At 62.9% G+C, this 23,873-nt stretch carries 28 protein-coding genes; 11 read left to right on the forward strand and 17 right to left on the reverse strand.

Features of this window, described 5'->3' with window-relative positions:
• Window positions 1-57 precede the first annotated feature (57 nt).
• Window positions 58-1,962: a glycosyltransferase family 2 protein gene (locus ACEN84_RS11495; RefSeq protein WP_413710928.1), complete on the reverse strand. Its 1,905-nt coding sequence runs from the start codon at window positions 1,960-1,962 to the stop codon at window positions 58-60.
• A gap of 61 nt (window positions 1,963-2,023) precedes the next feature.
• Between ACEN84_RS11495 and ACEN84_RS11500 the strand changes: the two genes are divergently transcribed.
• Window positions 2,024-2,896, forward strand: coding sequence for a transporter substrate-binding domain-containing protein (locus ACEN84_RS11500; protein ID WP_413711294.1), 873 nt, complete (start codon window positions 2,024-2,026; stop codon window positions 2,894-2,896).
• Here the strand turns inward: ACEN84_RS11500 and ACEN84_RS11505 are convergent.
• The 5 genes from ACEN84_RS11505 to ACEN84_RS11525 all read right to left on the reverse strand — a co-directional run bounded on the left by ACEN84_RS11505 (window position 2,893) and on the right by ACEN84_RS11525 (window position 6,024).
• Window positions 2,893-3,306 (reverse strand): tellurite resistance TerB family protein, encoded by a 414-nt coding sequence (locus ACEN84_RS11505; RefSeq protein ID WP_112387497.1) that lies wholly within the window; start codon window positions 3,304-3,306, stop codon window positions 2,893-2,895. The genes ACEN84_RS11500 and ACEN84_RS11505 overlap by 4 nt on opposite strands.
• Window positions 3,307-3,368: 62 nt before the next feature.
• A complete protein-coding gene (locus tag ACEN84_RS11510; protein WP_413710929.1) occupies window positions 3,369-4,106 on the reverse strand; it encodes a thermonuclease family protein in 738 nt (245 codons plus the stop codon).
• Window positions 4,107-4,117: 11 nt separating this feature from the next.
• On the reverse strand, window positions 4,118-4,783 hold the full coding sequence (locus tag ACEN84_RS11515; protein ID WP_112713502.1) for a helix-turn-helix transcriptional regulator: 666 nt from the start codon (window positions 4,781-4,783) through the stop codon (window positions 4,118-4,120).
• 104 nt (window positions 4,784-4,887) lie between these two features.
• On the reverse strand, window positions 4,888-5,535 hold the full coding sequence (locus tag ACEN84_RS11520; protein WP_203429637.1) for a response regulator: 648 nt from the start codon (window positions 5,533-5,535) through the stop codon (window positions 4,888-4,890).
• A gap of 90 nt (window positions 5,536-5,625) precedes the next feature.
• Window positions 5,626-6,024 (reverse strand): hypothetical protein, encoded by a 399-nt coding sequence (locus ACEN84_RS11525; RefSeq protein ID WP_413710930.1) that lies wholly within the window; start codon window positions 6,022-6,024, stop codon window positions 5,626-5,628.
• A 116-nt stretch (window positions 6,025-6,140) separates the two neighbouring features.
• Here ACEN84_RS11525 and ACEN84_RS11530 point away from each other — a divergent pair, with 116 nt between their 5' ends.
• Together ACEN84_RS11530 and ACEN84_RS11535 are read left to right on the forward strand one after the other, a co-directional pair.
• A complete protein-coding gene (locus ACEN84_RS11530) occupies window positions 6,141-6,491 on the forward strand; it encodes a DUF952 domain-containing protein (protein ID WP_413710931.1) in 351 nt (116 codons plus the stop codon).
• The gene (locus tag ACEN84_RS11535) at window positions 6,491-7,579 is read left to right on the forward strand and encodes a quinone-dependent dihydroorotate dehydrogenase (RefSeq protein ID WP_413710932.1); all 1,089 of its coding nucleotides are present in this window, start codon (window positions 6,491-6,493) and stop codon (window positions 7,577-7,579) included. The genes ACEN84_RS11530 and ACEN84_RS11535 overlap by 1 nt, the downstream gene beginning before the upstream one ends.
• Here the strand turns inward: ACEN84_RS11535 and ACEN84_RS11540 are convergent.
• From ACEN84_RS11540 to ACEN84_RS11550, 3 genes are read right to left on the reverse strand one after another with little or no spacing between them, the layout of a single operon-like run.
• Window positions 7,555-8,901 (reverse strand): MATE family efflux transporter, encoded by a 1,347-nt coding sequence (locus ACEN84_RS11540; RefSeq protein ID WP_413710933.1) that lies wholly within the window; start codon window positions 8,899-8,901, stop codon window positions 7,555-7,557. The two genes, ACEN84_RS11535 and ACEN84_RS11540, sit on opposite strands and share 25 nt — an antisense overlap.
• A gap of 30 nt (window positions 8,902-8,931) precedes the next feature.
• On the reverse strand, window positions 8,932-9,429 hold the full coding sequence (locus tag ACEN84_RS11545; RefSeq protein ID WP_130279118.1) for a CAP domain-containing protein: 498 nt from the start codon (window positions 9,427-9,429) through the stop codon (window positions 8,932-8,934).
• A 2-nt stretch (window positions 9,430-9,431) separates the two neighbouring features.
• Window positions 9,432-9,698: a DUF6460 domain-containing protein gene (locus tag ACEN84_RS11550; RefSeq protein WP_025555281.1), complete on the reverse strand. Its 267-nt coding sequence runs from the start codon at window positions 9,696-9,698 to the stop codon at window positions 9,432-9,434.
• A gap of 142 nt (window positions 9,699-9,840) precedes the next feature.
• Here ACEN84_RS11550 and ACEN84_RS11555 point away from each other — a divergent pair, with 142 nt between their 5' ends.
• From ACEN84_RS11555 to ACEN84_RS11565, 3 genes are all read left to right on the forward strand, one after another.
• A complete protein-coding gene (locus tag ACEN84_RS11555; protein ID WP_413710934.1) occupies window positions 9,841-10,773 on the forward strand; it encodes a tetratricopeptide repeat protein in 933 nt (310 codons plus the stop codon).
• A 205-nt stretch (window positions 10,774-10,978) separates the two neighbouring features.
• Window positions 10,979-11,614 carry a YitT family protein gene (locus ACEN84_RS11560; protein ID WP_413710935.1) on the forward strand — a complete coding sequence of 212 codons (636 nt, stop codon included), beginning with the start codon at window positions 10,979-10,981 and terminating at the stop codon, window positions 11,612-11,614.
• An 82-nt stretch (window positions 11,615-11,696) separates the two neighbouring features.
• Window positions 11,697-11,852, forward strand: coding sequence for a hypothetical protein (locus tag ACEN84_RS11565; RefSeq protein WP_413710936.1), 156 nt, complete (start codon window positions 11,697-11,699; stop codon window positions 11,850-11,852).
• Window positions 11,853-11,894: 42 nt separating this feature from the next.
• On the opposite strand, the gene ACEN84_RS11570 is transcribed toward ACEN84_RS11565, so the two are convergent.
• From ACEN84_RS11570 to ACEN84_RS11580, 3 genes are all read right to left on the reverse strand, one after another.
• Complete coding sequence (locus tag ACEN84_RS11570; RefSeq protein WP_413710937.1) at window positions 11,895-12,356, reverse strand: carboxymuconolactone decarboxylase family protein; 462 nt, start codon at window positions 12,354-12,356, stop codon at window positions 11,895-11,897.
• Between the two features lie 26 nt (window positions 12,357-12,382).
• Window positions 12,383-12,886 (reverse strand): Rrf2 family transcriptional regulator, encoded by a 504-nt coding sequence (locus ACEN84_RS11575; protein ID WP_112714362.1) that lies wholly within the window; start codon window positions 12,884-12,886, stop codon window positions 12,383-12,385.
• 81 nt (window positions 12,887-12,967) lie between these two features.
• Window positions 12,968-13,897, reverse strand: a complete 930-nt coding sequence (locus ACEN84_RS11580) for an alpha/beta hydrolase (RefSeq protein WP_413710938.1) — start codon at window positions 13,895-13,897, stop codon at window positions 12,968-12,970.
• Window positions 13,898-14,059: 162 nt separating this feature from the next.
• Between ACEN84_RS11580 and ACEN84_RS11585 the strand changes: the two genes are divergently transcribed.
• Genes ACEN84_RS11585 through pdeM form a run of 3 tightly spaced genes read left to right on the forward strand, consistent with a single transcriptional unit; the run spans window position 14,060 to window position 17,998 of the window.
• Complete coding sequence (locus tag ACEN84_RS11585; RefSeq protein ID WP_025555275.1) at window positions 14,060-14,695, forward strand: YitT family protein; 636 nt, start codon at window positions 14,060-14,062, stop codon at window positions 14,693-14,695.
• 44 nt (window positions 14,696-14,739) lie between these two features.
• Window positions 14,740-17,250, forward strand: coding sequence for a ligase-associated DNA damage response DEXH box helicase (locus ACEN84_RS11590; RefSeq protein ID WP_413710939.1), 2,511 nt, complete (start codon window positions 14,740-14,742; stop codon window positions 17,248-17,250).
• A 22-nt stretch (window positions 17,251-17,272) separates the two neighbouring features.
• A complete protein-coding gene (gene pdeM, locus ACEN84_RS11595; protein WP_413710940.1) occupies window positions 17,273-17,998 on the forward strand; it encodes a ligase-associated DNA damage response endonuclease PdeM in 726 nt (241 codons plus the stop codon).
• A gap of 29 nt (window positions 17,999-18,027) precedes the next feature.
• Here the strand turns inward: pdeM and ACEN84_RS11600 are convergent, their stop codons facing one another.
• Together ACEN84_RS11600 and ACEN84_RS11605 are read right to left on the reverse strand one after the other, a co-directional pair.
• Entirely contained in the window at window positions 18,028-18,609 is a 582-nt protein-coding gene (locus ACEN84_RS11600) for a transglycosylase SLT domain-containing protein (RefSeq protein WP_413710941.1), read from the reverse strand.
• A gap of 80 nt (window positions 18,610-18,689) precedes the next feature.
• Window positions 18,690-19,613: an alpha/beta fold hydrolase gene (locus ACEN84_RS11605; protein ID WP_413710942.1), complete on the reverse strand. Its 924-nt coding sequence runs from the start codon at window positions 19,611-19,613 to the stop codon at window positions 18,690-18,692.
• An 87-nt stretch (window positions 19,614-19,700) separates the two neighbouring features.
• On the opposite strand from ACEN84_RS11605, the gene ACEN84_RS11610 reads away from it, so the two are divergent.
• Together ACEN84_RS11610 and ACEN84_RS11615 are read left to right on the forward strand one after the other, a co-directional pair.
• Window positions 19,701-20,279, forward strand: coding sequence for a TetR/AcrR family transcriptional regulator (locus tag ACEN84_RS11610; protein ID WP_413710943.1), 579 nt, complete (start codon window positions 19,701-19,703; stop codon window positions 20,277-20,279).
• Between the two features lie 53 nt (window positions 20,280-20,332).
• Complete coding sequence (locus tag ACEN84_RS11615) at window positions 20,333-20,836, forward strand: winged helix-turn-helix transcriptional regulator (protein WP_413710944.1); 504 nt, start codon at window positions 20,333-20,335, stop codon at window positions 20,834-20,836.
• Here the strand turns inward: ACEN84_RS11615 and ACEN84_RS11620 are convergent, their stop codons facing one another.
• The 3 genes from ACEN84_RS11620 to ACEN84_RS11630 form a co-directional block, all read right to left on the reverse strand.
• Window positions 20,837-21,643 (reverse strand): TIGR02186 family protein, encoded by an 807-nt coding sequence (locus tag ACEN84_RS11620; RefSeq protein WP_112713470.1) that lies wholly within the window; start codon window positions 21,641-21,643, stop codon window positions 20,837-20,839.
• Complete coding sequence (locus ACEN84_RS11625) at window positions 21,643-22,563, reverse strand: sulfite exporter TauE/SafE family protein (RefSeq protein ID WP_025555267.1); 921 nt, start codon at window positions 22,561-22,563, stop codon at window positions 21,643-21,645. Before ACEN84_RS11625 ends, ACEN84_RS11620 begins: the two co-directional genes overlap by 1 nt.
• A 240-nt stretch (window positions 22,564-22,803) precedes the next feature.
• Complete coding sequence (locus tag ACEN84_RS11630) at window positions 22,804-23,871, reverse strand: D-alanine--D-alanine ligase family protein (RefSeq protein WP_413710945.1); 1,068 nt, start codon at window positions 23,869-23,871, stop codon at window positions 22,804-22,806.
• Window positions 23,872-23,873: the final 2 nt, after the last annotated feature.

Consider the following 23,873-nt stretch of genomic DNA (forward strand, 5'->3'; position numbering starts at 1 on the left):
AAACCACAGAAAAGAGATGCTTGCCGCTACGAAATCGAAAATCGCGGGATTGAAAATCTATGCCGTTTTGCGGCTTGGCGCGTGTGGCGTCTTTTCCCAGAAGAACGGATTGCTGCGGAGCTGCCAGACGGCCCGCCAGGCGGCCATCGACAGCATCATCCAGTAGAGCGGCAATGCCAGCCAGCGCAGACGAAGCGCACGCCTTTCCCATGGCGTCATGCGCTTGCGGCCGAGCAGGATGAAAAGAATGTAGCTGGCGATCACGTTGCAGCTGTCCATCACAAGCAACACCCTATGCGCCGGATCCATGACTGCGTCCTGCTGGAAGAGATCGATTATCGTGGTACCGATGAAGAACAGCATCCAGGGGTGAGCAAGGGCCGATAGCAGCATCCCGGCGATCAAGAGCTGGAAGACGACAAATCCGGATATCCCCATCTCGCGTGCGAGTTGGGCCGGATCGCGCATCAGTACCAGCCACGTTTGCAGCCAGCCTTTAAACCAACGGGTCCGCTGGTGAAGCCAGGTTTTGGCCGTGGAGGGCGCATCCTCCAGCGTATGGCTGCTGAGGACGCCGCAGCGATAACCTCGGCGGTAGAGACGCATGCCGAGATCGGCATCCTCGGTAACATTGTGCGGATCCCAGCCCCCGGCGTCTTTCAGGATCTTGGTCTTGAAATGGTTCGAGGTGCCGCCAAGCGGCATCGGCAGCCGCAGCATGGCAAGCACCGGCAGAAGCATGCGAAACAGCGCCGAATATTCGAGCGCGAAGGCGGCTGAGATCCAGGAGTCGCGCGCATTGGCGATGACCAGCGGCGCCTGCAGGCAGACGATGTCATCGGGCGACCTGAGAAAGGTGGCATGGGCCTCACGCAGCTGATCCGGATGCGGCCTGTCCTCGGCGTCGTAGACCGCCAGGTATTTCCCGCGGGCGGATGTCAGGGCGTAGTTCAGCGCCTTCGGCTTGGTGCGCGGCCGGGCGGCAGGCACCTCGACGATTTCGAAATGCGGGCCGAGATCCTGCGCCTTTAGGGCCGCGATGGTCTCGCGGTCGTCGGCCTCACAGACGAACTTGATGTCGAGTTTCGACACCGGCCAGTTCAGCCGCTTGAGACAGGCTGCGAGCTGTTCCGCGACCGCCGCCTCCCGGTAGAGGCCAACCATCACGGTGTAGACCGGTAGCGGTCCATTCTCTTCCGCGCGCAGATTGAAGCGCGGCGCGGGCTTTGCCAGAGCCAGAAACCGGATCGCCATGGCCGCGAGATAGAATAGCGAGACGAAGAGGTGGAGAAGAAGCAGAACGTCAGCGCTTGCCAATATGCCGGCGGCAAGCGCGGTCACCGCAACGCCTGCAACAAAACCCTGCTTGCCGAGCAGCACGATGCGCGCGCTCATATCAGGCTCGCGATCAAACAGCGTGTTGACGCTCTGCCTGACCCGCCGTTGAGCACCGCGCTCCCAGACCGCCCGGCGCATTTCCGAAGGCGTCGTCACCTGCATGTGCGGGCGAAGGTCCGGCCGCGCCGCGAGCCGTGCCTGCAATGCCGGGATCTGCCGCGCCTGCGGCACGATCACGTTCATGCTTTGCGGCATGTGATGGAGCTTGAGCATCTTTGGATCGAGCAGCTGGCTGTCCAGATTGTCGATATCGTAGATCAGATCGGGATCCAGCGTTTCCGCGAAGTCCAGACGGAGCATGCGCGCCAGTCCGGCATAGTAATTTTCCGGCAGCAGCCAGCCTGATGCCAGCAGCTGTTCCTCGATCGAGGTGCCGTTGGCGCGTGCAAGCGCCACCGCCTCTGCGATCATCGGCTTGCCGATGCCGAGTTCCAGAAGAACGCGCGCTTCCGTGCGAAACAGGTCATCGTACTCCGCCGCAGCGAAGACAGTCTGGATATTGTTGCCATGGTTTTCCCGTGCGCCGTTGATGGCACCGCCGGGCGCATATTCCCCGATACGCATGACTCTGATACACCGTCACCGAAGCGGCGACGCCCTGCCCCTAAACCGAGGCTGGATAGTAATGACACAATCCTCAATTGCATCCCTAGCTTTTAAGGGATTCTTCACCTTTCTGCTGTCGCTGGTTGTGTTTCTGCCGTCGGTCGCCGGCGCTCAGCAGCCGTCTGCCGCGTTGCCTCTGCTGTTTGACTCACGCGAACGCCTTGCCAAGCCGGACCTTTCGGCGCTGGTGCGGCTGCGCTTCCTGACTTCGGTCGATTTCCCGCCGTTCAACTTTACCGATCAGAACGGTAAGCTTGCCGGCTTCAATGTCGATCTGGCCCGCGAAATCTGCAATGAACTGGAGATTGCCGACAAGTGTGAAATCCAGGCGCTGCCCTTTGCCGATCTGACGGAGGCGCTGGCCGCCTCGCAGGGCGACGCCATCATTGCCGGGCTAGCCGTCTCGCAGGAGTTGCGCAGCCGGTTCACCTTCTCCCGGCCCTATCTGATGCTTCCCGCCCGTTTTGCCCGCAATGACAAGGCGGATATCAAGGGCAATAGCGCCGCGGCGCTCGCTGGAAAGCAGGTCGGCGTGGTCAAGGGAACGGTGCACGAGGCCATGCTCGCCGCCTATTTCCCGGCGATCAAATCCGTCCCCTTCGATAACAAGGAGGCGCTGTTGACGGCTCTGAAGGATGGCAAGGTCGATGCCGCCTTTGCAGACGCGCTGCAGCTGTCCTTCTGGGCATCATCCCAGGCATCGGCGAAATGCTGCTCTCTTTTCGATGGTCCCTATCCGTCGGAAGAGTTCCTGGGCGAGGGGATGACCATCATGCTGCGCCGGAACGATGCGATCCTGACTGCCGCGCTCGACCACGCGCTGGCGGCATTGTCGCGCAACGGCCGCCTACAGGAAATCTATCTGCGCTATTTCCCGAACGGTCTGTATTAGCCCTTGCGGAAGCGAGCGATGGCGCTGCGCTCGATCGCGGCGCAGGTCAGCTTGTCGAGACCGAGCCGGTCGCGAAGCATGCTGAGCAGGCGCAGTTCCTCGGCCTTGACCGAAAGATCGGCGGACGCAACCTCGACGGCCAGCGCATAGGCCGTGTCGTAAAGCTTCGCCGGAAGCGTATCCTTGACCGTCTCCAGCACGACATCGAGCCCTTCCGGGCCAGAGAGCAGCGAGGCGCAATCGCGCGCGATCGGGATCAGCTTGTCGTCGTCGAAATCGCGGAAGACCGGCAGGAAGCCGATCAGCTGGCCGATACGCTCCATCTCGCGATCGTTCATCGTGCTGTCGACGGCCGAGGCCATGACCATCACGTAGATCAGGGCATCATGGGCGGAAAGCGGCTTGTTCATTTCGGTCATTCCCTCTGTTCTTCCGAAGTTTAGGAATTGCCCTGTGGCATTACAAGGGATCGTCAGAGCGGATCGAGAGGATTGTCCGCTGGCGGATCGGGCGGCGGCGCCACTGGCGCGCCCTTGCGCGGGTCGTCTCCGAAGATGCCTTTCTTTTCTGTCTTGGCCTTCTCGCCCGCTTCCGCAAGCGCCGAGCCGGCGGCAGCCTCGGCCCAGCCGTTTTCGACCAGCCATGCGGAGAGATCCTGCGTGCCGATCTTGCAGCTCGCCGTGGCCGTGCCCGACCAGTTGGCGTCGTCGAGATCGCAGGTGACCGAGCGCAACCGCAGGAACAGCCGGAAATTCGTCTTGGCCAGCATGCCGCATGGCCATTCGCCGCCATCCGCATCCTTGCAGATTTTGTCGTCAGGCGTTGCGATGATCCCCGGTAGCGCGAGCTTGCGGTCGCCGAACGCGAGCACGCCGGCGCTCTCGGCAACGGGCCGCGGCAGAACCGCGTCCTTCTTCGGTTCCGGCTTTGGCTTTTCTGGCTCCGGCGCTGCAACGCGCTCCAGCGGCTTGCCTTCCACCTGTGCCGGATAGAACTGGCTTGCATCGTCAACCGGCCGGGCATTCATGCTGGCTTGCGGATCGGTGATTGGTGGCGGCGGAGCAGCGTCAGTGTCGCCTGCATCAAATGCGGCCGCCTCGCTGGCGACAGCCGATGCATCCGGCCCGGAAAACCGCTCGCGTCCTGCCATCAGCATGCCCATGACGGTGGCGATACCCGCAACAGCTGTCAGAAGTGCCGCAGGCTTCATGGAAGATTTTCCTATTGGCTGGCCCAGATGATGCGGGCTATCCAGTCGACATCGGAAAGCTCGATCGTCCGGTTCGGATGCTCGGGATTGAGCGACATCAGCTCGATGGAACGTGGGCTCTGGCGTAAGAGCACCTTCGCCATCACTTCGCCCTCGCGTGTCTTGACGACAACGCGGTCGTTGCGGCGAACCTGCGCGCCGGGCTCGACGATCAGCACGTCGCCGTCGCGGTAGAGCGGCATCATGCTGTCCCCCTGGACCTCGAGCGCATAGACGCCCGCCTTTTGCGAGGGGGCGGCGGGAAACTCGACGACATCCCAGCCCTGGCCAGCCGGAAAGCCGCCATCGTCGAAAAAGCCGCCGGCGCCCGCCTGCGCAAAGCCGAGAAGGGGAATGGAACTGCCCTGTGCCGGGAACGATCCGTCCGGAAGCCCGGAAAAGCTCGTTGCCGGGCGCATGAAGGTCAGGAACTGCTCCATCGTCGCGCCGGTCGCATCGAGCACTTTGGCGATCGACTCCGTCGATGGCCAGCGCAGCCTGCCGTCAGCCGAAAGACGTTTGGATTTGTTGAAGGAGGTGGGGTCGAGGCCGGCGCGCCGCGCAAGACCTGACGGCGTCAGGTCGTGCCGCTCGGCAAGCCTGTCGATCGCTCCCCAAATCTGCTCGTGTGACAGCATCGTGCGTGATCCTGCGCCCTGAGCGCTACTCTCCAGTCGGCGCAAAGATTAACGCCAAGCTCACGCATAGTAAAGAGGATAGAGGAATAAAATCCTGTTTTGGATCAGGCGACCATCGCCATGTTGATCTTGCCGAGCTGGATCACCGCCTGTGTGCGGCTGTCGACATTGAGCTTCAACAGGATGGCCGAGACATGCGCCTTGATCGTCGCTTCGGAGACGCCGAGTTCATAGGCGATCTGCTTGTTGAGCAGCCCTTCGCCAAGCATGGTCAGAACGCGGCTCTGCTGCGGCGTCAGCGTGTGCAGGCGGTGGATCAGGTCCGCAACGTCAGGATCCTGTTCCTGGCCGTCCCGGTAGTTCTCGGGCGTTGCAATATCACCGGCCAGCACCGTCTGGATGCTGCGGCGAATGTCGTCGATCCCCGAGGATTTCGAGATGAAGCCCGAGGCGCCGAGTTCCAGCGCCCGGCGGATGGTCGTCGCGTCGTCGGTGGCGGAGATGATGACGATCGGCAGGCTGGCATATTCCGAGCGCAGCGACATCAGCCCGGAGAAACCGCTGACACCCGGCATGGCGAGGTCGAGCAGCATCAGATCGGCATCGGAATGATCGCTGGCGGCGGCCCGGGCCGCGCTGAAATCACCGGCTTCGATAATGCTCTGTTCGCCTTCCATCCCTGACACGGCCTGGCGAAGCGCATCCCGAAAAAGCGGGTGGTCATCGGCAATGATGATCGTCTGTTCCTGCATCGATCACTCCCTCCCAAGAGCTCGATCCTGTCCTCCCATGCGCGGCGGCGCCCGCCACACATGTCTCCATCCTTATATGACTATATCAAATCAGGTCTTCTGCGGAAGAGGCGCCGTCTTTTCATCCTCCTGGAATTGCTTCACCACGCCCATGAAGCTCTTCATCATCTTTTCCATGATGCTGATCGAGCGGTCGATTTCGGCATCGGATGGCAGCGCCTTGGTGACGATGCTCTTGTTTTCGAGCGCGCTGACCCGGTCCGAGAGACGGTCGAGTTCGTCCTCGTAGGCAGCGCGTTCGTCGGCTGCCATGCGGCAGACCAGCGATCCGTCCTTCTCCTCGCAGAGCGACATGGCGCCCGTCTGCTTGTCGAGGCGCACGAAATGATCGCCGCTGCGTTCGAGCTGGAAACGCGCCGTATCGGGTTCGGCGGCAAGCAGCGTGGCGGGGAAAAGCAGGGTGGCAAGTCCGATTGCGATCGTCTTCATCTGATCATCCTCCGGATTTTCGGTGCGGCTGTCGTTTTTCGCCTGCGGGCCGTGGACATCGCCGTCTCTTTGCGGCAAAGCGCTGGCAACCAGGATCAGCCATTCGTGAGGCCATCATGACCGTGACACCGGCGGTTTACAAGATCGTGACGGAAACCCTTTGGCAGCAGGCGCGGAAAGCAGGCGTCTTCCGCGGCGCCGGGATCGATCTCAACGACGGCTTCATTCACCTCTCGACGGCGGCTCAGGCGCGCCAGACGGCAGCGCTTTATTTCGCCGGTCAGGCGGGCCTGATGCTGATCGCGGCCGATACGGCAAAGCTCGGCGACAAGCTGATCTTCGAACCCTCGCGCGGCGGCGATCTCTTCCCGCATCTCTATGGCGAGCTGCCGCTTTCGGCCGTCATCTGGGAAAAGCCGCTGCTGCTCGACGAGGCAGGCAATCATATCTTTCCGGAGCTTATCTGATGATGGACCTTTTCAAGCAGGCAACGCGCAAAGGCCTCTTCCTCTTCGATCCGGAAACCGCGCATGGCATGTCGATCGCCGGTCTGAAATCCGGCTTGGTTCCAGCCTGCCGCATCCCTGCCGATCCGCGTCTGGCGCAGACCGTCGCCGGCCTCACCTTCGCCAATCCGCTCGGCATGGCCGCTGGCTACGACAAGAATGCCGAAGTGCCGGAAGCGCTGCTGCGGCTCGGCTTCGGCTTCACGGAAATCGGCACAGTGACGCCGAAGCCACAGTCCGGCAATCCGCGCCCGCGCATCTTCCGCCTCGTCGAGGACAACGCCGTCATCAACCGCCTGGGCTTCAACAACGAGGGCCATGAGGCCGCATTCCAGCGCCTCGCAGCGATCCGCGGCGATGGTATCATCGGCGTCAATATCGGTGCCAACAAGGATAGCGAGGACCGCATCGGCGACTACGTCACCGGCATCCGCCGCTTCTATTCCGTCGCCCGCTATTTCACCGCCAACATCTCCTCGCCGAACACGCCCGGCCTGCGCGACCTGCAGGCACGCGAAAGCCTCGCCGCGCTGCTGTCGGCGGTCCTTGCCGCTCGCGATGAAGAGGCCGCCAAGGCCGGGCGCAAGATCCCGGTCTTCCTGAAGATCGCGCCCGATCTGACGGAGGAGGGCATGGATGATATCGCTGCCGAAGTGCTGTCTCATGCGCTTGACGGCCTGATCGTCTCCAACACTACGCTGGCGCGCGATGGTCTGAAGGATCACCGCCAGGCGAAGGAAGCGGGCGGCCTTTCCGGCGCGCCGCTCTTTACCAAGTCGACGGCGGTTCTCGCCCGCATGCGCAAGCGCGTCGGTCCGGCATTGCCGATCATCGGCGTCGGCGGCGTCTCATCGGCCGAGACGGCGCTGGAGAAGATCAAGGCCGGCGCCGATCTCGTACAGCTCTATTCCTGCATGGTCTATGAGGGACCGGGCCTGCCCGGCGATATCGTCCGCGGCCTGTCGAAGCTCCTCGATCGCGAGAAAGTCTCGTCGATCCGCGAACTTCGCGACACCAGGACGGATTACTGGGCCGCCGCGAAGGTCTGATCGGCCCGCGGCTTCACCAGCATCGCCAGGAAGATGCCGCGAAACAGCAGAAAGGCGTTCATCGCCAGCCACAGGCCGTGATTTCCAAAGAGCGGCACGAAGACCGCGAGCGCTGCCAGATATCCGGCAAAAGACATCAGCATCCGGTTGCGCATGTCCGATGACCATGTGGCGCCTATGAAGACGCCGTCCATCAGGAAGGCGAGCGCCCCGGTCAGGCCGGTGATCGCTGCCCAGGGCATGTGGGTATTGGCCGCGGCGCGAACGTCTTCCGAGGTCGTCAGCACCGAGATCAGCCAGGGACCCGCGGCAAAGAAGAAGGCCGACACGGCGGCGGCGAGACCGAAGGACCAGATCGCCGTCAGCTTCAGGCCGCGGTCGAAAGCAGGGCGGTGGGCGGCACCGATCGCCCGCCCGGTGATCTGCTCGGCGGCATTGGCAAGGCCATCGAGATAATAGCCCGACAGCAGGAAGAAATTCATCAGCACCGCATTGGCGGCCAGCGTCACCGCGCCGAAGCTGCTGCCGATCCGGGTCATGATCGCAAAGGAGCCGATCAGCACGAAGGTGCGGATCAGGATGTCGCGGTTGAGCGCAAAGAGCTCTGAGAGACGGTGGCGCGAGAAGATTTCGGCGCGCCGTGGCCGGTCGCCTACCTTGAAGCTGCGCAGCACGATCGCGAGACCGGCCAGCGCACCGACGCTTTCGCCGACCATCGTGCCCCAGGCAACGCCCGCTACGCCCCAGTCGAGCTCCAGGCCGAGATAGATGGCGAGCACGATATTGATGCCGTTGATCAGGATCTGCAGCGCCAGGCCGATGGTGCCCTGGCCGCGCCCCAGAACGAAGCCGAGAATGGCGTAGTTGGCAAGGGCTGCGGGTGCTGCGAGGATGCGGATCGAGAAATAGGTGCTCGTCGCCTGCGCCACGCCGGCTTCCGGCCCCATCAGCTTCAATCCGGCGATCAGCAGCAGCGGCGAAAGACAGAGCAGCGCAAGACCACAGGCGATCGCCGAGATGAAGGCTCTCCAGAAGACGCCCTGCTGCTCGCGGAGATCGTGGCGCCCGAGCGCTTGCGCCGTCAGGCCGGTTGTCGAGGCGCGCAGAAAGTTGAAGCTGCCGAGGATCAGGTCGAACAGCATGGCGCCGATCGCGAGACCCGCCAGCGCATCCGGCTGGCCCATATGGCCGACGACGCCGGTGTCGACGAGGCCGAGCAGCGGCGTCGTCATGAAGCCGAGCGTCATCGGAATGGCGATCGACAGCACCAGCCGGTGGGTTACGTCAAATGCCAATAGATTGCGTTCGCTGGTAGCGCTCATGCCTGCCTCGGGTCAGGAGGCAGAATCGCCTCAGTTCGAGAGCACCATGGCCCAATAGGGCCAGTTGTTGGAAGATGGATTATGCGCGACGGCAACGCCGACGCCGCTGTAGCGGCCGAGCATGTTTTCCAGATGATGCGGCGAGTTGATCCAGGCCTGGACGATACCGTCGACCGACTTCTGGCCGACGCCGATATTCTCGGCTGCGGGCAGCTGCACGCCGCTCGCCTTCACACGGGCGCCAAAGCTGTCTGTCATGCCCATCAGATGCGCCATCTTGCCGGCGCTTGCCATGCGCTTTGCCTGGAAGATCGCAGCCGCGCTCGCAGCCGGATCGATGCTGAGCGGCGGCAGGCCGTTCTTGGCGCGCAGCTGGTTGACGAGGGGCAGGGCCGCCGCCGTCTCGTCCTGGCCGTCTGAGGGCGTCGAGGACATTTTCGGTGTGGTGGTGCAGCTTGCGACGCCCGCGACGAGCGCCAGACCGGAAAGACGCAGCAGCCCGCGCCGGGAGACGATTGTGAAGGTCATGGTCAGCGGCGGTAATTGAAGAGACGGATGATGACGAAGATCGGGATGACGATCGTGGCGCCAAGCAGCAGATAATCGCCGACGCGGCCGAGAGCCGAGAAGCCGCGGTACCAGATTTCCCGGATGAAATCGCGAATGCCGTAGACGATCTCATAGGGCGTCCAGCCGAAGATCGTCATCACGAAGCCGACGATCAGCGAAACCACCAAGAGCTTCACCAATGTGCGGCCGAGCGAGTCGCCGAGAAACTTGTTCACCTGATCGGACATTCACATCTCCTGTTTGCTCTGAGATACGGTCGCGAATCGCTGCCCGCAAGCCTTTTCCAGAGCCGACGGCTCCGCCTCTGAAATAGGACTTGAGTTTTTTTGTGGCCGCAGCCAAATGCGCGGGCATTCAACAGGTCCAACCATGCAGCAGAGCCAGCTCACTTCAGGCGACGTCATCGCCGACCGCCGCGCCGATTACGCTAAGATGCTCGATGAGGGCGGCGAGCCGGATGCGGCTGCCGAGCTGATGGAGCAGGCGTTGGAGCTCACACCCGGCTGGGCCGCCGGCTGGTACCGGCTGGCGACCTACCATGAGAAGGCCGGCCACCGCACTCAGGCTGCCGAAGCCTACCGGAAAACCCTGGCGCTCGACCCCGATGATATCTTCGGTGCAACGCTGAAGCTCGCGCTGCTCGGCGAAACCGAAGCCCCGGACCAGCCGCCGAGCCGCTATGTCGAGCGGCTCTTCGATGACTATGCCGGCCGCTTCGAGACCTCGCTGGTCGAGAAGCTCGACTATTCCGTGCCGCAGAAGCTTGCCGCCCTCGTCACCTCGACAGGCAGACACTACACGCTCGCCGTCGATCTCGGCTGCGGCACCGGCCTGCTCGGGCCTGAAATCGCAGGGCAGGTCGAAAGGCTGGAAGGCTACGACCTGTCGCAGAACATGCTGGCCAAGGCCGAGGAGAAGCACGTCTACGCGCTTCTGGCGCAGGCCGACCTCTCGCTGGAGCCGGAAGATTCCGGCATCTTCTCGGGCGAGCCCGAGAGCCGGGCCGATCTCGTCACGGCTGCCGACGTGCTGATGTATCTCGGCAATCTCGAAAGCGTCTTCCTAATCACCGCCCGGCTTGCAGCCTCAGGCGCGGACTTTGCCTTCTCGGTCGAGGATGCAGGCGAGGGCGATGGCTTCCATCTGGCGCCGTCGCTGCGCTACGCCCACTCCGAAGCCTATGTGCGTGGTCTCTGCGCCCGCTACGGCTTCGATGTCCTGAAAATCGAGAAAACCACCATTCGCAAAGATGGCGGCAAACCGGTTTCCGGCATTCTTTTCCTTACGCGGCGAAATGGCTGAGCGCATCTTTGTTGCGATTTTGAAATAGGTCAGCATTGCTTACATATTTCGCTTGCTCGCACCTGCGAAAAGCCTGATAATTCAGCCCATAGCCGACAAGCGCCGCGATCAGCAGGAACGCCTCGGCCCTCTCATCATCGAAAATCCGTCGCGCGGGAGTGTCTCCGGCGCTCTTGAACTCGTCTGCCGTTTGGAGATTAGCGACATGACCCAGCTCATCAGTGCACTCGGTTTCTGGAACACCACCGCCACCCGCCATACCCCGGTCGAGGATGTGCAAGGCATCTTCTCCGGCGCGCTCATTTCGGCTCTCGGCCTCTATGTGCTCGCCAGCGCCGGCCTGCTCACCGGCAGCACCGCCGGTATCGCCTTCCTGCTGCACTATGCCTTCGGCATCAATTTCGGCCTGGCCTTCTTCGTCCTGAACCTGCCGTTCTTCTATCTCTCCTGGAAGCGGCTCGGCGTTGCCTTCACGATCAAGACCTTCATCGCCATCGGCCTCACCTCGGCACTGACGAGCCTGCAGCCGAAGGTCATGGCGATCGCCACGATCCATCCGGCCTGGGCGGCTCTTCTCGGTGGTCTGCTGCTCGGCTTCGGTCTTCTGGCGCTCTATCGCCACCGCGCCAGCCTCGGCGGCGTCGGCATTCTCGGCATCTACATGCAGGAGCGCTTCGGCATTCGTGCCGGCCTTGTACAGCTCGCGGTCGACATGTGCGTGCTTGCCGCCGCCTTCTTCGTCACCACGCCGCCGGTTGTCTTTTACTCGGTGCTGGGCGCCGTCGTGCTCAATCTCTTTCTGACGATCAACCACCGCGCCGATCGCTACATCGCTCTGTGAGCGCGCGTGAACAAATCGTAACTTGCCTCATCCATGCTGCAGCGCGAAACTCATCTCGCGCCGGAAATGATGAGGTGACGATATGTCAGAACTGGAAAAGCTTGTCAGACGCCGCATGAAGGAAGAATACGCGAAGGGTGCCTCAGCCGAGGAAATCTCCCAGACCCTCCGCCAGCTCTTCAATGGCGTCGATCCTTCCGCCGAACGGCCGGTCCAGACCACACCCAAGACGAATTGATGAATGAACCCCTCTCCCCGTTTGGAGAGAGGGGCTCGCGGATCAGGCAGCCTTTGCCGGCTGGTCGATCGGGTGCTGTGCCCGGAAGCTCACGGCAAGACGGTTCCAGACGTTGATCGTGCCGATCGCAACCGTGATCTTGGTCATCTCTTCTTCGTTGAAATGCGCCTTCAGCGTTTCGAAATCCGCATCCGGAGCGCCCGTCGAAGCGATGTTCGTGACAGCATCGACCCAGCCCAGCAGTGCCCGTTCCCGCGCGTCGTAGACCGGCGATTCACGCCAGACGCACATCAGGTTGATCCACTGTTCGGAGAGACCGTCGTGGCGCGCTTCCTTCACATGCATATCGACGCAATAGGCGCAGCCGTTGATCTGCGACGCCCGCAGCTTGATCAGGTGGATGAAGCGGCGCTCGAGGCCAGATGTTTGCACATACTGCTCGAGGGCAACGACGGCCTTGTAGGCATCCTGCGAGGCTTTGGCGAAATTGAAACGGGGTTGCATCGTCATTCTCCTTTGGGGGTTGAGGCTCAGCGAGCCGCTGATTTGCGTTCGTGCAATTCCATGAAGGCGCAGCCGCGGGCGGCGATGCCTCCGTCGTCATCGGCGGAAAGGTCCGCCAGAATGTCTGCAATTTTCGTCTTGGCGAGCTCCGCCCGGTAAGCGCGCTCCGCCTTCAGCATCGCCGCCGTCACCTGGCACGGCTTGGTAAAATAGCGCTGCGGCAGCGGGTTCGGCCCGCGCTGGCGGATCTCGCTGCAGCGGAAGGCGGGTGCCGGGCCTTCGACGGCGAGCACGATATCGAGCAGTGAAATCTCGCCCGGTTCCTTCGCCAGCCGGTATCCGCCCTTCGGCCCCGGCACGGTCTTGACCAGACCGGCGCCCGACAGCGCCTGCATGTGCTTCAGGAGATAGCTGGTCGAGACACCGTGAAATTCCGCAAGGGCTGCCGCCGAGAGCACGCCATCGGCGGAAAGGCCGGCGAGAACCGCCACGCAGTGAATAGCCTGCTCGACACCGTCGCTGAGTTTCATCGAAACCATCTCCTCAAATCGTGGATAAAAAATATCCATGATTAACGCGGGAGTCAAGCGGCTTTTGAAACGTGCCGATTTTCAGCCGGGAGACAGTGGCTGCTTGTCGAGCCAGCTGGCGAAATAGCCGGGCCATTGCATCGAGGCGGTGCCGGGCTTCCCCATGCCGAACCCATGTCCGCCATCGGCCAGCCGGTGCAGTTCGACGGGTACATGCGCCTGCTCGCACGCCGCCTGCATGATCAGCGTGTTCTGCGGATCGGAAACCGGATCATCTTCTGCCTGCGCCAGAAACATCGGCGGGCATCGGGCTCTGACATGGTCTTCGACCGACCATTCGGAACTCAAGGCAGGGCTCGGGTGACTGCCGATCAGCACCTTGCGCGTCGACGTATGGTCATAGGGCGGCTTCAGCGTGATGACGGGATAGACGAGGGCCGCGAAGGCGGGCCGCGCCGGGAGCGCATCGGCATCGTCGATCGCCGGATAGGAAGCGAAGGCCGACCGCGCCGCTGCCATGCCGAGGAGATGCCCGCCCGCCGAAAAGCCCAGGACGCCCAGCCGCTCGGGATCGATCTTGAACGTTCCGGCATTGGCCCGGATCAGTCGCAACGCCCGCTGCGCATCCTGCAATGGCGCCAGCGGACCGGCCTCCCAGCCCTCGTCCGGCAGCCGGTAGGACAGCACGAAGGCGGTGATGCCACGCGCATTCAGCCAGCGGGCGGCTGGCAGCGCCTCGTTGCGCATCTCGATGCGCTTGTAGCCGCCACCGGCAGTAATCAGAACCGCCATGCCGTTTGGCGAGGCCGGCTGGTAGATGTCGATCTTGGGCACGGCGATATTGCTGATCGCGCCCTTGGCATTTTCCTCGACATCTCCGGAAGGGCCGCCGCCCTCAGGCGGAGTGCCCGGCCAGAGCGTCAGGCTGGCGGCAGCGGGCGCTGCATTCGAGGTCCGGGGAAAAAGGGCGAGGGCGCCCATCGTGGCCAGGATTGCGCGGCGTGTCGGCATCGATTGTCTCTCATCTGCGTTCGCCGTCAGGCGGCTCCCGGAATGCGGCGAAAATGCAGGCCGCCGGAATGGATAAGGGCCTGCATGGTCATCCAGGCCTGAAATCATCTTGCCAAGCCGCCGCGTCAGGATAGAAAGAACGAAAAATCAGAGAGGAAAATAATGGCCGCACGGACTGCTTTCGCAGGCGCCCTGAACTCTTCGGCGGATCGCCACTCGCTCTTCGATGATGCCCAGGGACTGGTCGCCGGCAGCATGCTGGCGGTGCTCGGCGTCTCGCTGCTCTCGGGCGCAGGCCTTCTGACGGGCGGCACGGCGGGCATGGCATTTCTGCTGCACTACGCCACCGGCTGGAGCTTCGGCCTCTGCTTCTTCGCGGTCAATCTGCCTTTCTACTATCTCGCCTTCCGCCGCCTTGGCCCGGCTTTCACCGTCAAGACCTTCGCCGCCATCGCGCTCACCTCCGCACTGTCGGAAATCGTGCCACGGTTCATCAGCCTCTCGCATGTCGATCCGATCGTCGGTGCGCTTTTCGGCGGGTTGGTCATCGGCGCTGGCATGCTGGCGCTCTTCCGCCATCGCGCCAGCCTCGGCGGCGTCGGCATTCTGGCGCTCTATATCCAGGAGCGCTTCGGCTGGCGGGCCGGTCTGGTGCAACTCGGCTTCGACGGCGTCATTCTTGCGCTGTCGTTCTTTGTCGCGAGTCCCTTCATCATCGCCTGCTCGGTGCTTGGCGCTGTGGTTCTGAATCTCACGCTCGCCATCAATCACCGCAAGGACCGCTATATCGCCATGTGAGGCGGTGCCCTTCTCTTTCGGTCTGATTTCACTACCTTTATGGCGTGGATCACGTCGACGCCGAAACCAGCATCACCCTGCCTGCCCCCTTCATCCGCTGGTTTGCGGAAAAGGGCTGGCGGCCGCGCGCCCATCAGCTGGAATTGCTGGCCCGCGCCGAAGCCGGTGAAAGCACGCTGCTGATCGCACCAACCGGGGCCGGCAAGACGCTCGCCGGTTTTTTGCCTGCGCTCACCGATCTCACCCGCCGCGGCAAGATCCCGCCGGGCTCGGCCTTCACCGGCATCCACACGCTCTACGTTTCGCCGCTGAAGGCACTTGCCGTCGATATCGAGCGCAACCTGACGAAGCCAGTCGAAGAGATGGGCCTGCCCGTCACCATCGAGAACCGCACCGGCGACACGCCGAATGCCAAGCGCCAGCGCCAGAAGCTCAATCCGCCCGATATCCTGCTGACGACGCCGGAACAGGTGGCGCTGCTGCTCGCCAATGGCGAGGCGGAGCGCTTCTTCAAGGACCTGAGATATGTCGTGCTCGACGAACTGCATTCGCTCGTCACCTCGAAGCGCGGCCATATGCTGTCGCTCGGCATCGCCCGCCTGCGCAGGCTGGCGCCGAACCTGCAGACGATCGGCCTGTCCGCCACGGTCGCAGAGCCGATGGACCTGCAGAAATGGCTGGTCGCGCAGGAAGAGGGACGCGAGCATCACGCCGGTCTGGTTACTGTCGAAGGCGGCGCCAAGCCGGAGATCTCGATCCTGAAGACGGAAGAGCGCATCCCCTGGTCCGGCCATTCCGCCAAATATGCGATCCCCGATGTCTACAAAGAGCTCCTCGACCACCAGACGACGCTGCTCTTCGTCAACACCCGCTCGCAGGCAGAGATGCTCTTCCAGGAGCTCTGGACGATCAACGAGGATAACCTGCCGATCGCCCTACATCACGGCTCGCTCGATGTCAGCCAGCGGCGCAAGGTGGAAGCGGCGATGGCCGCCAACAAGCTGCGCGCCGTCGTCGCCACCTCGACACTCGATCTCGGTATCGACTGGGGCGACGTCGATCTCGTCATCCATGTCGGTGCTCCCAAGGGTGCCTCGCGCCTTGCCCAGCGCATCGGCCGCGCCAATCACCGCATGGACGAGCCCTCGAAGGCAATCCTTGTCCCCGCCAATCGCTTCGAGGTGATGGAGTGCCAGGCGGCGCTCGACGCCAATTATATCGGCGCGCAGGACACGCCGCCGGTCGGGCAGGGCGCGCTGGATGTGCTCGCCCAGCATGTTCTCGGCATGGCCTGCGCCGCCCCCTTCAACATGCTGCAGCTCTATGACGAGATCGTCAGCGCCTCGCCCTACGCCTCACTCTCTTGGGAGACCTTCGAGCGCATCGTCGATTTCGTCGCCACCGGCGGCTACGCGCTGCGCACCTATGAGCGCTATGCCCGTATCCGCAGGAACAAGGACGGTCTCTGGCGCGTCTCCAATCCGCAGGTCGCCCAGCAATACCGGCTCAATCTCGGCACTATCGTCGAAAGCCCGATGCTGAATCTCAAGATGGTCAAGCGTGGGGAGGGTGGACGGATCGGCCGTGGCGGCGCGGTGCTCGGCAAGATGGAGGAGTATTTCTTCGAGCAGCTCTCTCCCGGCGACACCTTCATCTTTTCCGGCAAGGTGCTGCGTTTCGAGGGTATCCGCGAGAACGAGGCGCTGGCATCGCAAGCCTTCTCGCTCGATCCCAAGATCCCCTCTTACGCCGGCGGCAAGTTTCCGCTCTCGACCTATCTCGCCGATCAGGTCCGCTCGATGATCGCCGATCCCGATCGCTGGGACGACCTGCCGGATCAGGTGCGTGATTGGCTATCGATCCAGAAGGACAAGTCGATGCTGCCGAAGCGCGACGAACTGCTGATCGAGACTTTCCCGCGCGGCAGCCGCTGCTACATGGTCGCCTATCCTTTCGAGGGCCGGCTGGCGCATCAGACGCTCGGCATGCTGCTGACGCGCCGCCTTGAGCGCGCGGGCGCCAAGCCGCTCGGCTTCGTCTGCACCGATTATTCGCTCGGCATCTGGGGTCTGGAGGATATGGGCCAAATGATCGCCAGCGGCCGCCTCAGCCTTGCTGATCTCTTCGACGAGGACATGCTCGGTGACGATCTCGAAGCCTGGCTCGACGAATCCTTCCTTTTGAAGCGCACGTTCCGCAATTGTGCCGTGATTGCAGGCTTGATCGAGCGCCGTCATCCCGGCAAGGAAAAGACCGGAAGGCAGGTCACCGTCTCGGCCGATCTGATTTACGACGTGCTGCGCAGCCACGAGCCGGATCACATCCTGCTGCAGGCGACGCGGCAGGATGCGGGCACCGGGCTTTTGGATATTTCACGCCTTGGCGATATGCTGAGACGAATCAAGGGTCACATCACGCATCGCGCGCTGGACCATATTTCGCCGCTCGCCGTGCCTGTCATGCTCGAGATCGGCAAGGAGGCGGTGCCGGGCGAAGCCCATGATGCACTGCTGGCCGAAGCGGCAGACGACCTCATCGCCGAGGCGATGAGCTGAAGATTTAGGATAGAAGACCGCAATGAACCGCCTGGCGCTGGCGCGCGAACTCAACGGACTGGTCCCGATGCCCGGCGTGGAAACGTCGGTCGCAGGCGTTGCCGCCGTCTGCGATCCGCTCGGCGCTCTCTACCTGCCCGACACCGGCGCGCTCGTCGTCTCCGATCTCCACCTTGAGAAGGGCGCCGCCTTCGCCCGCCGCGGCATGATGCTGCCGCCCTACGATACGCTGGCGACGCTCACGGTCCTCTCGGCCGTCATCACCCGCTACGACCCGAAGATCGTCGTCTCGCTCGGCGACAATTTCCATGACCGCGTCGGCTCCGAGCTTCTGCCGGCACCTTTCCGGACGCTGATTGCCGACATGGCGCGCGGCCGCGAATGGATCTGGATCAACGGCAATCACGACCCCGACGGCACCGTCGATCTGCCCGGCATCTGCGCCGACGAAATCCACTACGGTGGGCTGACCTTGCGCCACGAGCCGAAGGGCGGATTGCAGCAGGGCGAAATCGCCGGCCACCTGCACCCGGCCGCGACCGTCCGCCGCCGCGAAAAATCCATCCGCCGCCCCTGCTTCGCCACCGACGGCGCCCGCCTGCTGATGCCCGCCTTCGGCGTCATGAGCGGCGGTCTGGATCTCGGCCACAAGGCGATGAGGGGTCTCTTCGACCACGCATCGCTTGTCGCCCATCTGCTGGGTCGCGACCGCATCTATTCTGTCAGGTTCGGAAACCTGCGCGGGTAACTCCTCTCCCCCGAGGGGAGAAGGAAATCTCAATTACATCCCTGCAACTGCTGCTGATAGTTCGCCGCCATGGTCGCGAATTTCTGCGCCGTCTTCTGCAGCTGGCCGTTCGAGCGCCAGTCGCCGCGGCGATAGCCGGTCGGGCCGGAATAATAGGCGAGGTAGAGGCTGTAGGCGTCGTTGGGCGCAATGCCGGTCGCCTTGCTGTTTTCGGAGTGATACCAGCCGATGAAGTCGATGGCATCGGCAAAGTTGGTGCGGCGGCTGGCCCAGTTGCCTGTGGCGGACTGGTAATGGTCCCAGGTACCGTTCAGCGCCTGCGAATAACCATAGGCCGTCGACTGGCGCGTCCAGGGAATGAAGCCGAAGAGTTTCGTGCGCGGCGGGCGGGCATAGGGCTGGAAGCCGGATTCGACATACATCGTCGCCATCAGGATCGGCACCGGGATGCCATACTTGGCTTCAGCCTTCTCGGCGGAACGCTGCCAACTGGTGAAAATGCCGTCGCGCTGGCCGAAGACCGCGCAGATATTTCGGGTCTGACGGGGTGCCGTTGCGCAGCCGGCAACGAGCGCCAGCAGCACCAGGGCGAGAAGTGTACGGATACGCAAAACAGAACCTCTCGTTTCGAGAGATTACTAACTGGTAAATCTTAAAGACCGGTTTTTATTCAAAGGCGAAGTTGTGTCCCTCAAAAGGCGGGAGCGGGGCAGAGCCGCTGCGGCCAAGGATTGGTCCCGTCGCGCAGCCACAGAAGCGTATCCAGCCAGAAGCCGCTCGCATGCCGCTGATGGAACAGGCTGAAATGGCCGACTGCCTCAAGCCCGAGATCGCCCGGCGTGATCGTCACCTGTCTCGCATTCGCCTTCCTATAATAGCTGAGCCCGCGGCTGATCGCGGCCGGCGTGCCGATCGGATCGTCGGACATGCCGATCGCCAGAATGGGTGCTTGTACCGCATCGAAGCGCGCAATGATTTCCTTCCGCTCAGGAGCCGGATAGCTATGCTCCATCCGCGCCCGGCGAAAACTCCATTCATTGGCAACACCGGCCGGAAGATCCTCCAGCCACCCGATGCGCCTTCCCGGGAAGTAGCCGAATACCGCCGTCAGAGCGGGCATGGTGGAATGCCATTTCCAGAACAGCGAGCGGCGCTGCGATCTGGCGTAATCGCCCCAATAGCCATATTGCGCGCCGACCGTCAGCATGCGGTCAATGCCGGGAGCACTCTCCGCAAATCCCGGCAGGAAGCCGCCGATGCTGTGGCCGACGACAGCGACCGGCAGCAGCGGATCGTGTTCCCGCGCGAAGATGAGCGCGGCCTCGAAATCGAGAGCTCCCCAATCGTGCCAGCGATAGCCGCAGCCGCGCAGGCGAGCCGGGCGCGACAGACCGATGCCGCGATAATCATAGGTCAGCACCTGAAAGCCATGAGCGGAGAGAAACCGCGCATAGCGGTGATAGTAGCTGGCGAGCACGCCGGTCGCCGGGTTGATGATCACGGTGCCATCGCACCGGCCAACCGCTGGCCAGAGGTGGCCGCCTAGGATCACGCCATCGCGGCATCCGATATCGACACGCTGCCCTGCAATACCTGTCTGGCTCCCGGTATCCATCGCCGCTTGCTCCACCATCTCTGAGGAACTGATCCATAAGCTCACAGCGCTCTTTGTAACACTCACTAGTCGGTATACCTTGTCCTCATGAAACAGCCGACCGAAAGCACCCGTGACCGTATCGTCAATGCCGCCGCCAAGCTCTTTTACCGGCAGGGTATCCGCGCCGTCAGCGTCGATGCCGTCGCCGAGAAGGCCGGTGTCACAAAACGGACGCTCTATTACCACTTCGACAGCAAGGACGACCTGATCACCGCCTATCTCGAAGGCCGCGATCAGCCGAACCTCGCGCTGTTCCAGAAATGGTATGCGGCGGCCGAAGGCAGCGTGGAGGAGAAGGTCAAGGCGATCTTCGATGAATTGGCGAAAACCGCGCGCCATCCGAAATGGAAAGGCTGCGGCTTCCTGCGCACCGCCGCCGAGCTTGCCGATATGCCCGGCCATCCCGCGGTGAAGGCCGGTATCGTCCACAAGCAGCGCGTGGAGGATTGGCTCGCGGAGACCTTCGAAGCCGATGGAGTAAGCGACAGTAGAACCTTGGCGCGGCAGGTCATGCTGCTGCTCGATGGCGGCTTCGCCACCGTGCTTCTGCGCCGTGATCCATCCTATATCGAGACCGCCGGAAAAGCCGCGGCGGCACTGATCGCCGCTGCCGCTCGCACCTGATTGAACCGCCGATATTCTGATGGCAAAATGCAAGCGGCTTTTGGAGAATGAGCATGAGTGAAGAGCACCGTTCCGGCTGCCCCATCAACCTGACGCTGGAGGTTCTCGGCGACCGCTGGAGCCTGATCGTCATCCGCGACATCATGTTCGGCAACCGGCGCCATTTCCGCGAACTGCTGCAGGGCTCCAACGAGGGCATTGCCACCAACATCCTTGCCGACCGCCTGCGCCGCCTTGTCGAAAACGGCCTGCTGACCAAGGAAGACGACCCGAGCCACAAGCAGAAATCGGTCTATAGCCTGACCGAGATGGCCATCGAGCTCGTGCCGCTTCTCGCGCATATGGGCGCCTGGGGCCGCAAGCATCTGCCGGTTTCCGACGCGCTGGCAATCCGCGCGGAGGTGCTGGAGGCGGGCGGCCCGCCGCTTTGGTCGGATTTCATGGACGAGCTACGCGCCAGGCATCTTGGCATGCCATTGCCACCCGATGCGCCATCCGTGCTTGCCCGCCTGACGCAGGCCCGCAACGAGGTCGCAGCGCGCGAAAAGAGCGCGTGATCAATCCTTGCGGAACACGATGCTGGCGGCCCAGCCCGTCACCAGCGCCAGGAATACGGCAAAGGCACCGTATTCGATCGGCCGCTCATGCGCAGCATCGGTGATCATCTGCTCGATGCCCGTCTTGATGACGCGTAGCGGCACCGATTTCTGGTTCACCAGCTTGCCGCTCTTGAAGAGATAGGCGCGAACGGTGTGCACGCCGTTCGGAATGTTGGCGGGCAGACGGAGACTCGCCTTGAACAGGTTGGAGCTGACGAAGCGCACGCCGGATGGGTCGCGCTCGTAGAGGCCGCCGCTCTGCTGCAGCCGCCGGAAGGCTTCGCGGAATTCCCCGAGACTGCTGCCATCGCCGACGAAACCGACAGGCGTCAGCGGAATATGGTCGATGCCGATGCCCTCGTCGGTCAGGTCGAGCGGCGTCGTCACATCGTCGATCGCCCGTGAGCTCGACATCGAATAGGAGTGCGGCACGGCCTCGAAGGTCATCGAGCTGGTATTGATCCAGATGCCGAAGACCCGCTGCTTCTTGCGCACCGTCGCGTTCTCACGCGGCCCCTCGAGCACGACGACGACGTCATACTGGCCGACGGCGAGCAGCAGCTGGTCGGTTTCGGTCACCGCGCCGAAGATCGTCAGATCCGCGCCCTTGAAGTCGGAGGTGATGGCGATTTCGCTGGTCGAGGTGCCGATCTCCAGTCCCTCGCGCACGCTCTCGGCATTCTGCCCCGGCAGCAGCGTCTGCGCCGCGGCGAGACCCGGCAGGGCAAGGAAGAGCGAAAGGGCGAGAGCTGGAAGGCAGCGCATCAATTGCCTCCCATCACGATCGAATAGATATCGGCGGGTGTTACCACCAGCGAGATCGCCAGACGGATGCCGACGGCGAGAACGAGCAGGCCGAGCAGCGCGCGCAGCTGTTCGCCGCGCAGCTTCTGGCCGACGCGCACGCCATATTGCGCACCGATCACGCCGGCGACCATCAGGATGAAGGCGAGCACGATATCGACGGAAAAGTTGGTCGCCGCCTGAACGATCGTCGTATAGGCGGTCACGAAAATGATCTGAAACAGCGAGGTGCCGACAACGACGTTGGTCGGGATGCGCAGCAGATAGATCATCGCGGGAACCATGATGAAACCGCCGCCGACACCCATGACCGAGGTCAGGATGCCGATCGCAAAGCCGAGCGCGATCACCGGGATGACGCTGAGATAGATCTTGGATTTCTTGAACCGCACCTTGAACGGCAGGCGGTGCACCCAGTGGTGATGGCCGGGCTTGCGTGGCGTCGGCGGCACGTTCTTGGCCGCGCGGCGCATGGCATTGACGCTCTCGAGCAGCATCAGCCCGCCGACGGTGCCGAGGAAGACGACGTAGAGCAGCGAAATGAAGAGATCGAGCTGGCCGAGGCGGCGCAGCAGCGAGAAGATCCAAATACCGACGGTGGCGCCCGACAGACCGCCGATCAGCAATACGGACCCGAGCTTGACGTCGAGCGTACCACGCCGGAAATGCGTGATAGCGCCGGAGATCGAGGAGGCCACGACCTGGTTGGCGCCGGTGGCGACGGCAACGACGGGCGGAATGTTGTAGAAGATCAAGAGCGGGGTGATCAGGAAGCCGCCGCCGACGCCGAACATGCCTGACAGGAAGCCGACAGCGGCGCCCATGCCAAGAATGATGAAGATGTTCACCGACAATTCTGCGATGGGCAGATAGATTGCCACAACCGACCCCGATTACTCACTGCCCCCGCCGGGCAGGCGCGCTTGTCCCGTTCGAATGGCGCATCATAATGGGAAATCGTTGCCAGAGGCTTTCGAGAAACGACATCCAGGCCGCACATTCCGCGAGCGATAACTCCCGAATAATCCGGCTTTTTTCAGGTTTTGTGACAAGGCGGGGCGAAGTCGCGGCGTTTTTCTTCCCGGTGCGTGCCTGCCACACCGGGAAGGGGAATTTTCGGCTCAGAGACCGGCGCGCGCGAGACCATGCTCGACCAGCCGGTCGATGACATCAGGGTAGCTGACGCCGCTTGCCGCCATCGCTTTCGCATACATGCTGATATTGGTGAATCCCGGAATGGTGTTCACCTCGTTGATCAGGAAGCTCATGTCTTCGGTCAGGAAGAAGTCGACGCGCGCCATGCCGTCGCAGCCGAGCGCCCGGAAGGCAAGCGCTGCGGTCTCGCGGATCTTCGCCTCGACCTCGGCCGGAAGCTCCGCCGGAACTTTCAGCGCCGCGCCGTCCTCGTCGATATATTTCGCATCGTAGCTATAGAAGCCGTGGCTCTCGGCCGGGATGATCTCGCCCGGGCGGGAGACGAACAATCCGCCCCTGGTGTCCTCCAGCACGCTGCACTCGATCTCGCGGCCGCGGATGAACTCCTCGGCAAGCAGCTTGCGGTCATGCTTGAAGGCTTCCGCAAGCGCCGGCGCAAATTCCTGGCTGCCTGAAACCTTGCGCACGCCGACCGATGAGCCCTGACGTGCCGGCTTGATGAACAGCGGCAATCCGAGCGCGCTCTCGAGCGTATCGAAGGACGGCGCCTGGTCCGCATGCACGGTCACCGCCCGCGCGACCGGCAGGCCCGCAGCCCGTAGCAGCTGCTTGGCGATATCCTTGTCGAGCGCCGTCGCCGAACCCAGGATGCCGCAGCCGACCAGCGCCACACGGGCCACTTCCGCCAGCCCCTGCACGGAACCGTCCTCGCCGAAGATGCCATGCAGCACCGGGAAGAGAATATCGATCGTCCCGGCATCGCTCATGCGGCCACCGTCGATCGCGATCATCCGCCCGCGCCCGCCGGGCACCAGCGCGATTTCGGTGCCGCTTGCCGGCTTGGCGAGCGTGCCATTCTGGAAGCGGCTGAGCAGCCATTCGCCTTCCCGCGTCACGAAGATCGGCACCGCCTCGTATTTTGAAGGCTCCAGCGCCCTCATCACGTTGGTCGCCGACATCACGGAGACGTCGTGTTCGGCCGAGCGGCCCCCGAAGAGAACGGCGATGCGCAGCTTGCCGCGGGAAGATGTCATGA

Source organism: Rhizobium sp. Rhizsp82 (genome assembly GCF_047325115.1).
Taxonomy (GTDB): domain Bacteria; phylum Pseudomonadota; class Alphaproteobacteria; order Rhizobiales; family Rhizobiaceae; genus Rhizobium.

Bases quoted from the DNA above. Each gene is read 5' to 3' on its own strand.
- ACEN84_RS11530 (WP_413710931.1), top strand. From the start codon at position 6,141: ATGACCGTGACACCGGCGGTTTACAAGATCGTGACGGAAACCCTTTGG.
- ACEN84_RS11525 (WP_413710930.1), bottom strand. From the start codon at position 6,024: ATGAAGACGATCGCAATCGGACTTGCCACCCTGCTTTTCCCCGCCACG.
- ACEN84_RS11605 (WP_413710942.1), bottom strand. From the start codon at position 19,613: ATGGATACCGGGAGCCAGACAGGTATTGCAGGGCAGCGTGTCGATATC.
- ACEN84_RS11620 (WP_112713470.1), bottom strand. From the start codon at position 21,643: ATGCGCTGCCTTCCAGCTCTCGCCCTTTCGCTCTTCCTTGCCCTGCCG.
- ACEN84_RS11560 (WP_413710935.1), top strand. From the start codon at position 10,979: ATGACCCAGCTCATCAGTGCACTCGGTTTCTGGAACACCACCGCCACC.
- ACEN84_RS11545 (WP_130279118.1), bottom strand. From the start codon at position 9,429: ATGACCTTCACAATCGTCTCCCGGCGCGGGCTGCTGCGTCTTTCCGGT.
- ACEN84_RS11505 (WP_112387497.1), bottom strand. From the start codon at position 3,306: ATGAACAAGCCGCTTTCCGCCCATGATGCCCTGATCTACGTGATGGTC.
- ACEN84_RS11535 (WP_413710932.1), top strand. From the start codon at position 6,491: ATGATGGACCTTTTCAAGCAGGCAACGCGCAAAGGCCTCTTCCTCTTC.
- ACEN84_RS11520 (WP_203429637.1), bottom strand. From the start codon at position 5,535: ATGCAGGAACAGACGATCATCATTGCCGATGACCACCCGCTTTTTCGG.
- ACEN84_RS11570 (WP_413710937.1), bottom strand. From the start codon at position 12,356: ATGCAACCCCGTTTCAATTTCGCCAAAGCCTCGCAGGATGCCTACAAG.
- ACEN84_RS11610 (WP_413710943.1), top strand. From the start codon at position 19,701: ATGAAACAGCCGACCGAAAGCACCCGTGACCGTATCGTCAATGCCGCC.
- ACEN84_RS11615 (WP_413710944.1), top strand. From the start codon at position 20,333: ATGAGTGAAGAGCACCGTTCCGGCTGCCCCATCAACCTGACGCTGGAG.
- ACEN84_RS11515 (WP_112713502.1), bottom strand. From the start codon at position 4,783: ATGCTGTCACACGAGCAGATTTGGGGAGCGATCGACAGGCTTGCCGAG.
- ACEN84_RS11575 (WP_112714362.1), bottom strand. From the start codon at position 12,886: ATGAAACTCAGCGACGGTGTCGAGCAGGCTATTCACTGCGTGGCGGTT.
- ACEN84_RS11495 (WP_413710928.1), bottom strand. From the start codon at position 1,962: ATGCGTATCGGGGAATATGCGCCCGGCGGTGCCATCAACGGCGCACGG.
- ACEN84_RS11510 (WP_413710929.1), bottom strand. From the start codon at position 4,106: ATGAAGCCTGCGGCACTTCTGACAGCTGTTGCGGGTATCGCCACCGTC.
- ACEN84_RS11500 (WP_413711294.1), top strand. From the start codon at position 2,024: ATGACACAATCCTCAATTGCATCCCTAGCTTTTAAGGGATTCTTCACC.
- ACEN84_RS11630 (WP_413710945.1), bottom strand. From the start codon at position 23,871: ATGACATCTTCCCGCGGCAAGCTGCGCATCGCCGTTCTCTTCGGGGGC.
- ACEN84_RS11540 (WP_413710933.1), bottom strand. From the start codon at position 8,901: ATGAGCGCTACCAGCGAACGCAATCTATTGGCATTTGACGTAACCCAC.
- ACEN84_RS11550 (WP_025555281.1), bottom strand. From the start codon at position 9,698: ATGTCCGATCAGGTGAACAAGTTTCTCGGCGACTCGCTCGGCCGCACA.
- pdeM (WP_413710940.1), top strand. From the start codon at position 17,273: ATGAACCGCCTGGCGCTGGCGCGCGAACTCAACGGACTGGTCCCGATG.
- ACEN84_RS11580 (WP_413710938.1), bottom strand. From the start codon at position 13,897: ATGCCGACACGCCGCGCAATCCTGGCCACGATGGGCGCCCTCGCCCTT.
- ACEN84_RS11555 (WP_413710934.1), top strand. From the start codon at position 9,841: ATGCAGCAGAGCCAGCTCACTTCAGGCGACGTCATCGCCGACCGCCGC.
- ACEN84_RS11585 (WP_025555275.1), top strand. From the start codon at position 14,060: ATGGCCGCACGGACTGCTTTCGCAGGCGCCCTGAACTCTTCGGCGGAT.
- ACEN84_RS11565 (WP_413710936.1), top strand. From the start codon at position 11,697: ATGTCAGAACTGGAAAAGCTTGTCAGACGCCGCATGAAGGAAGAATAC.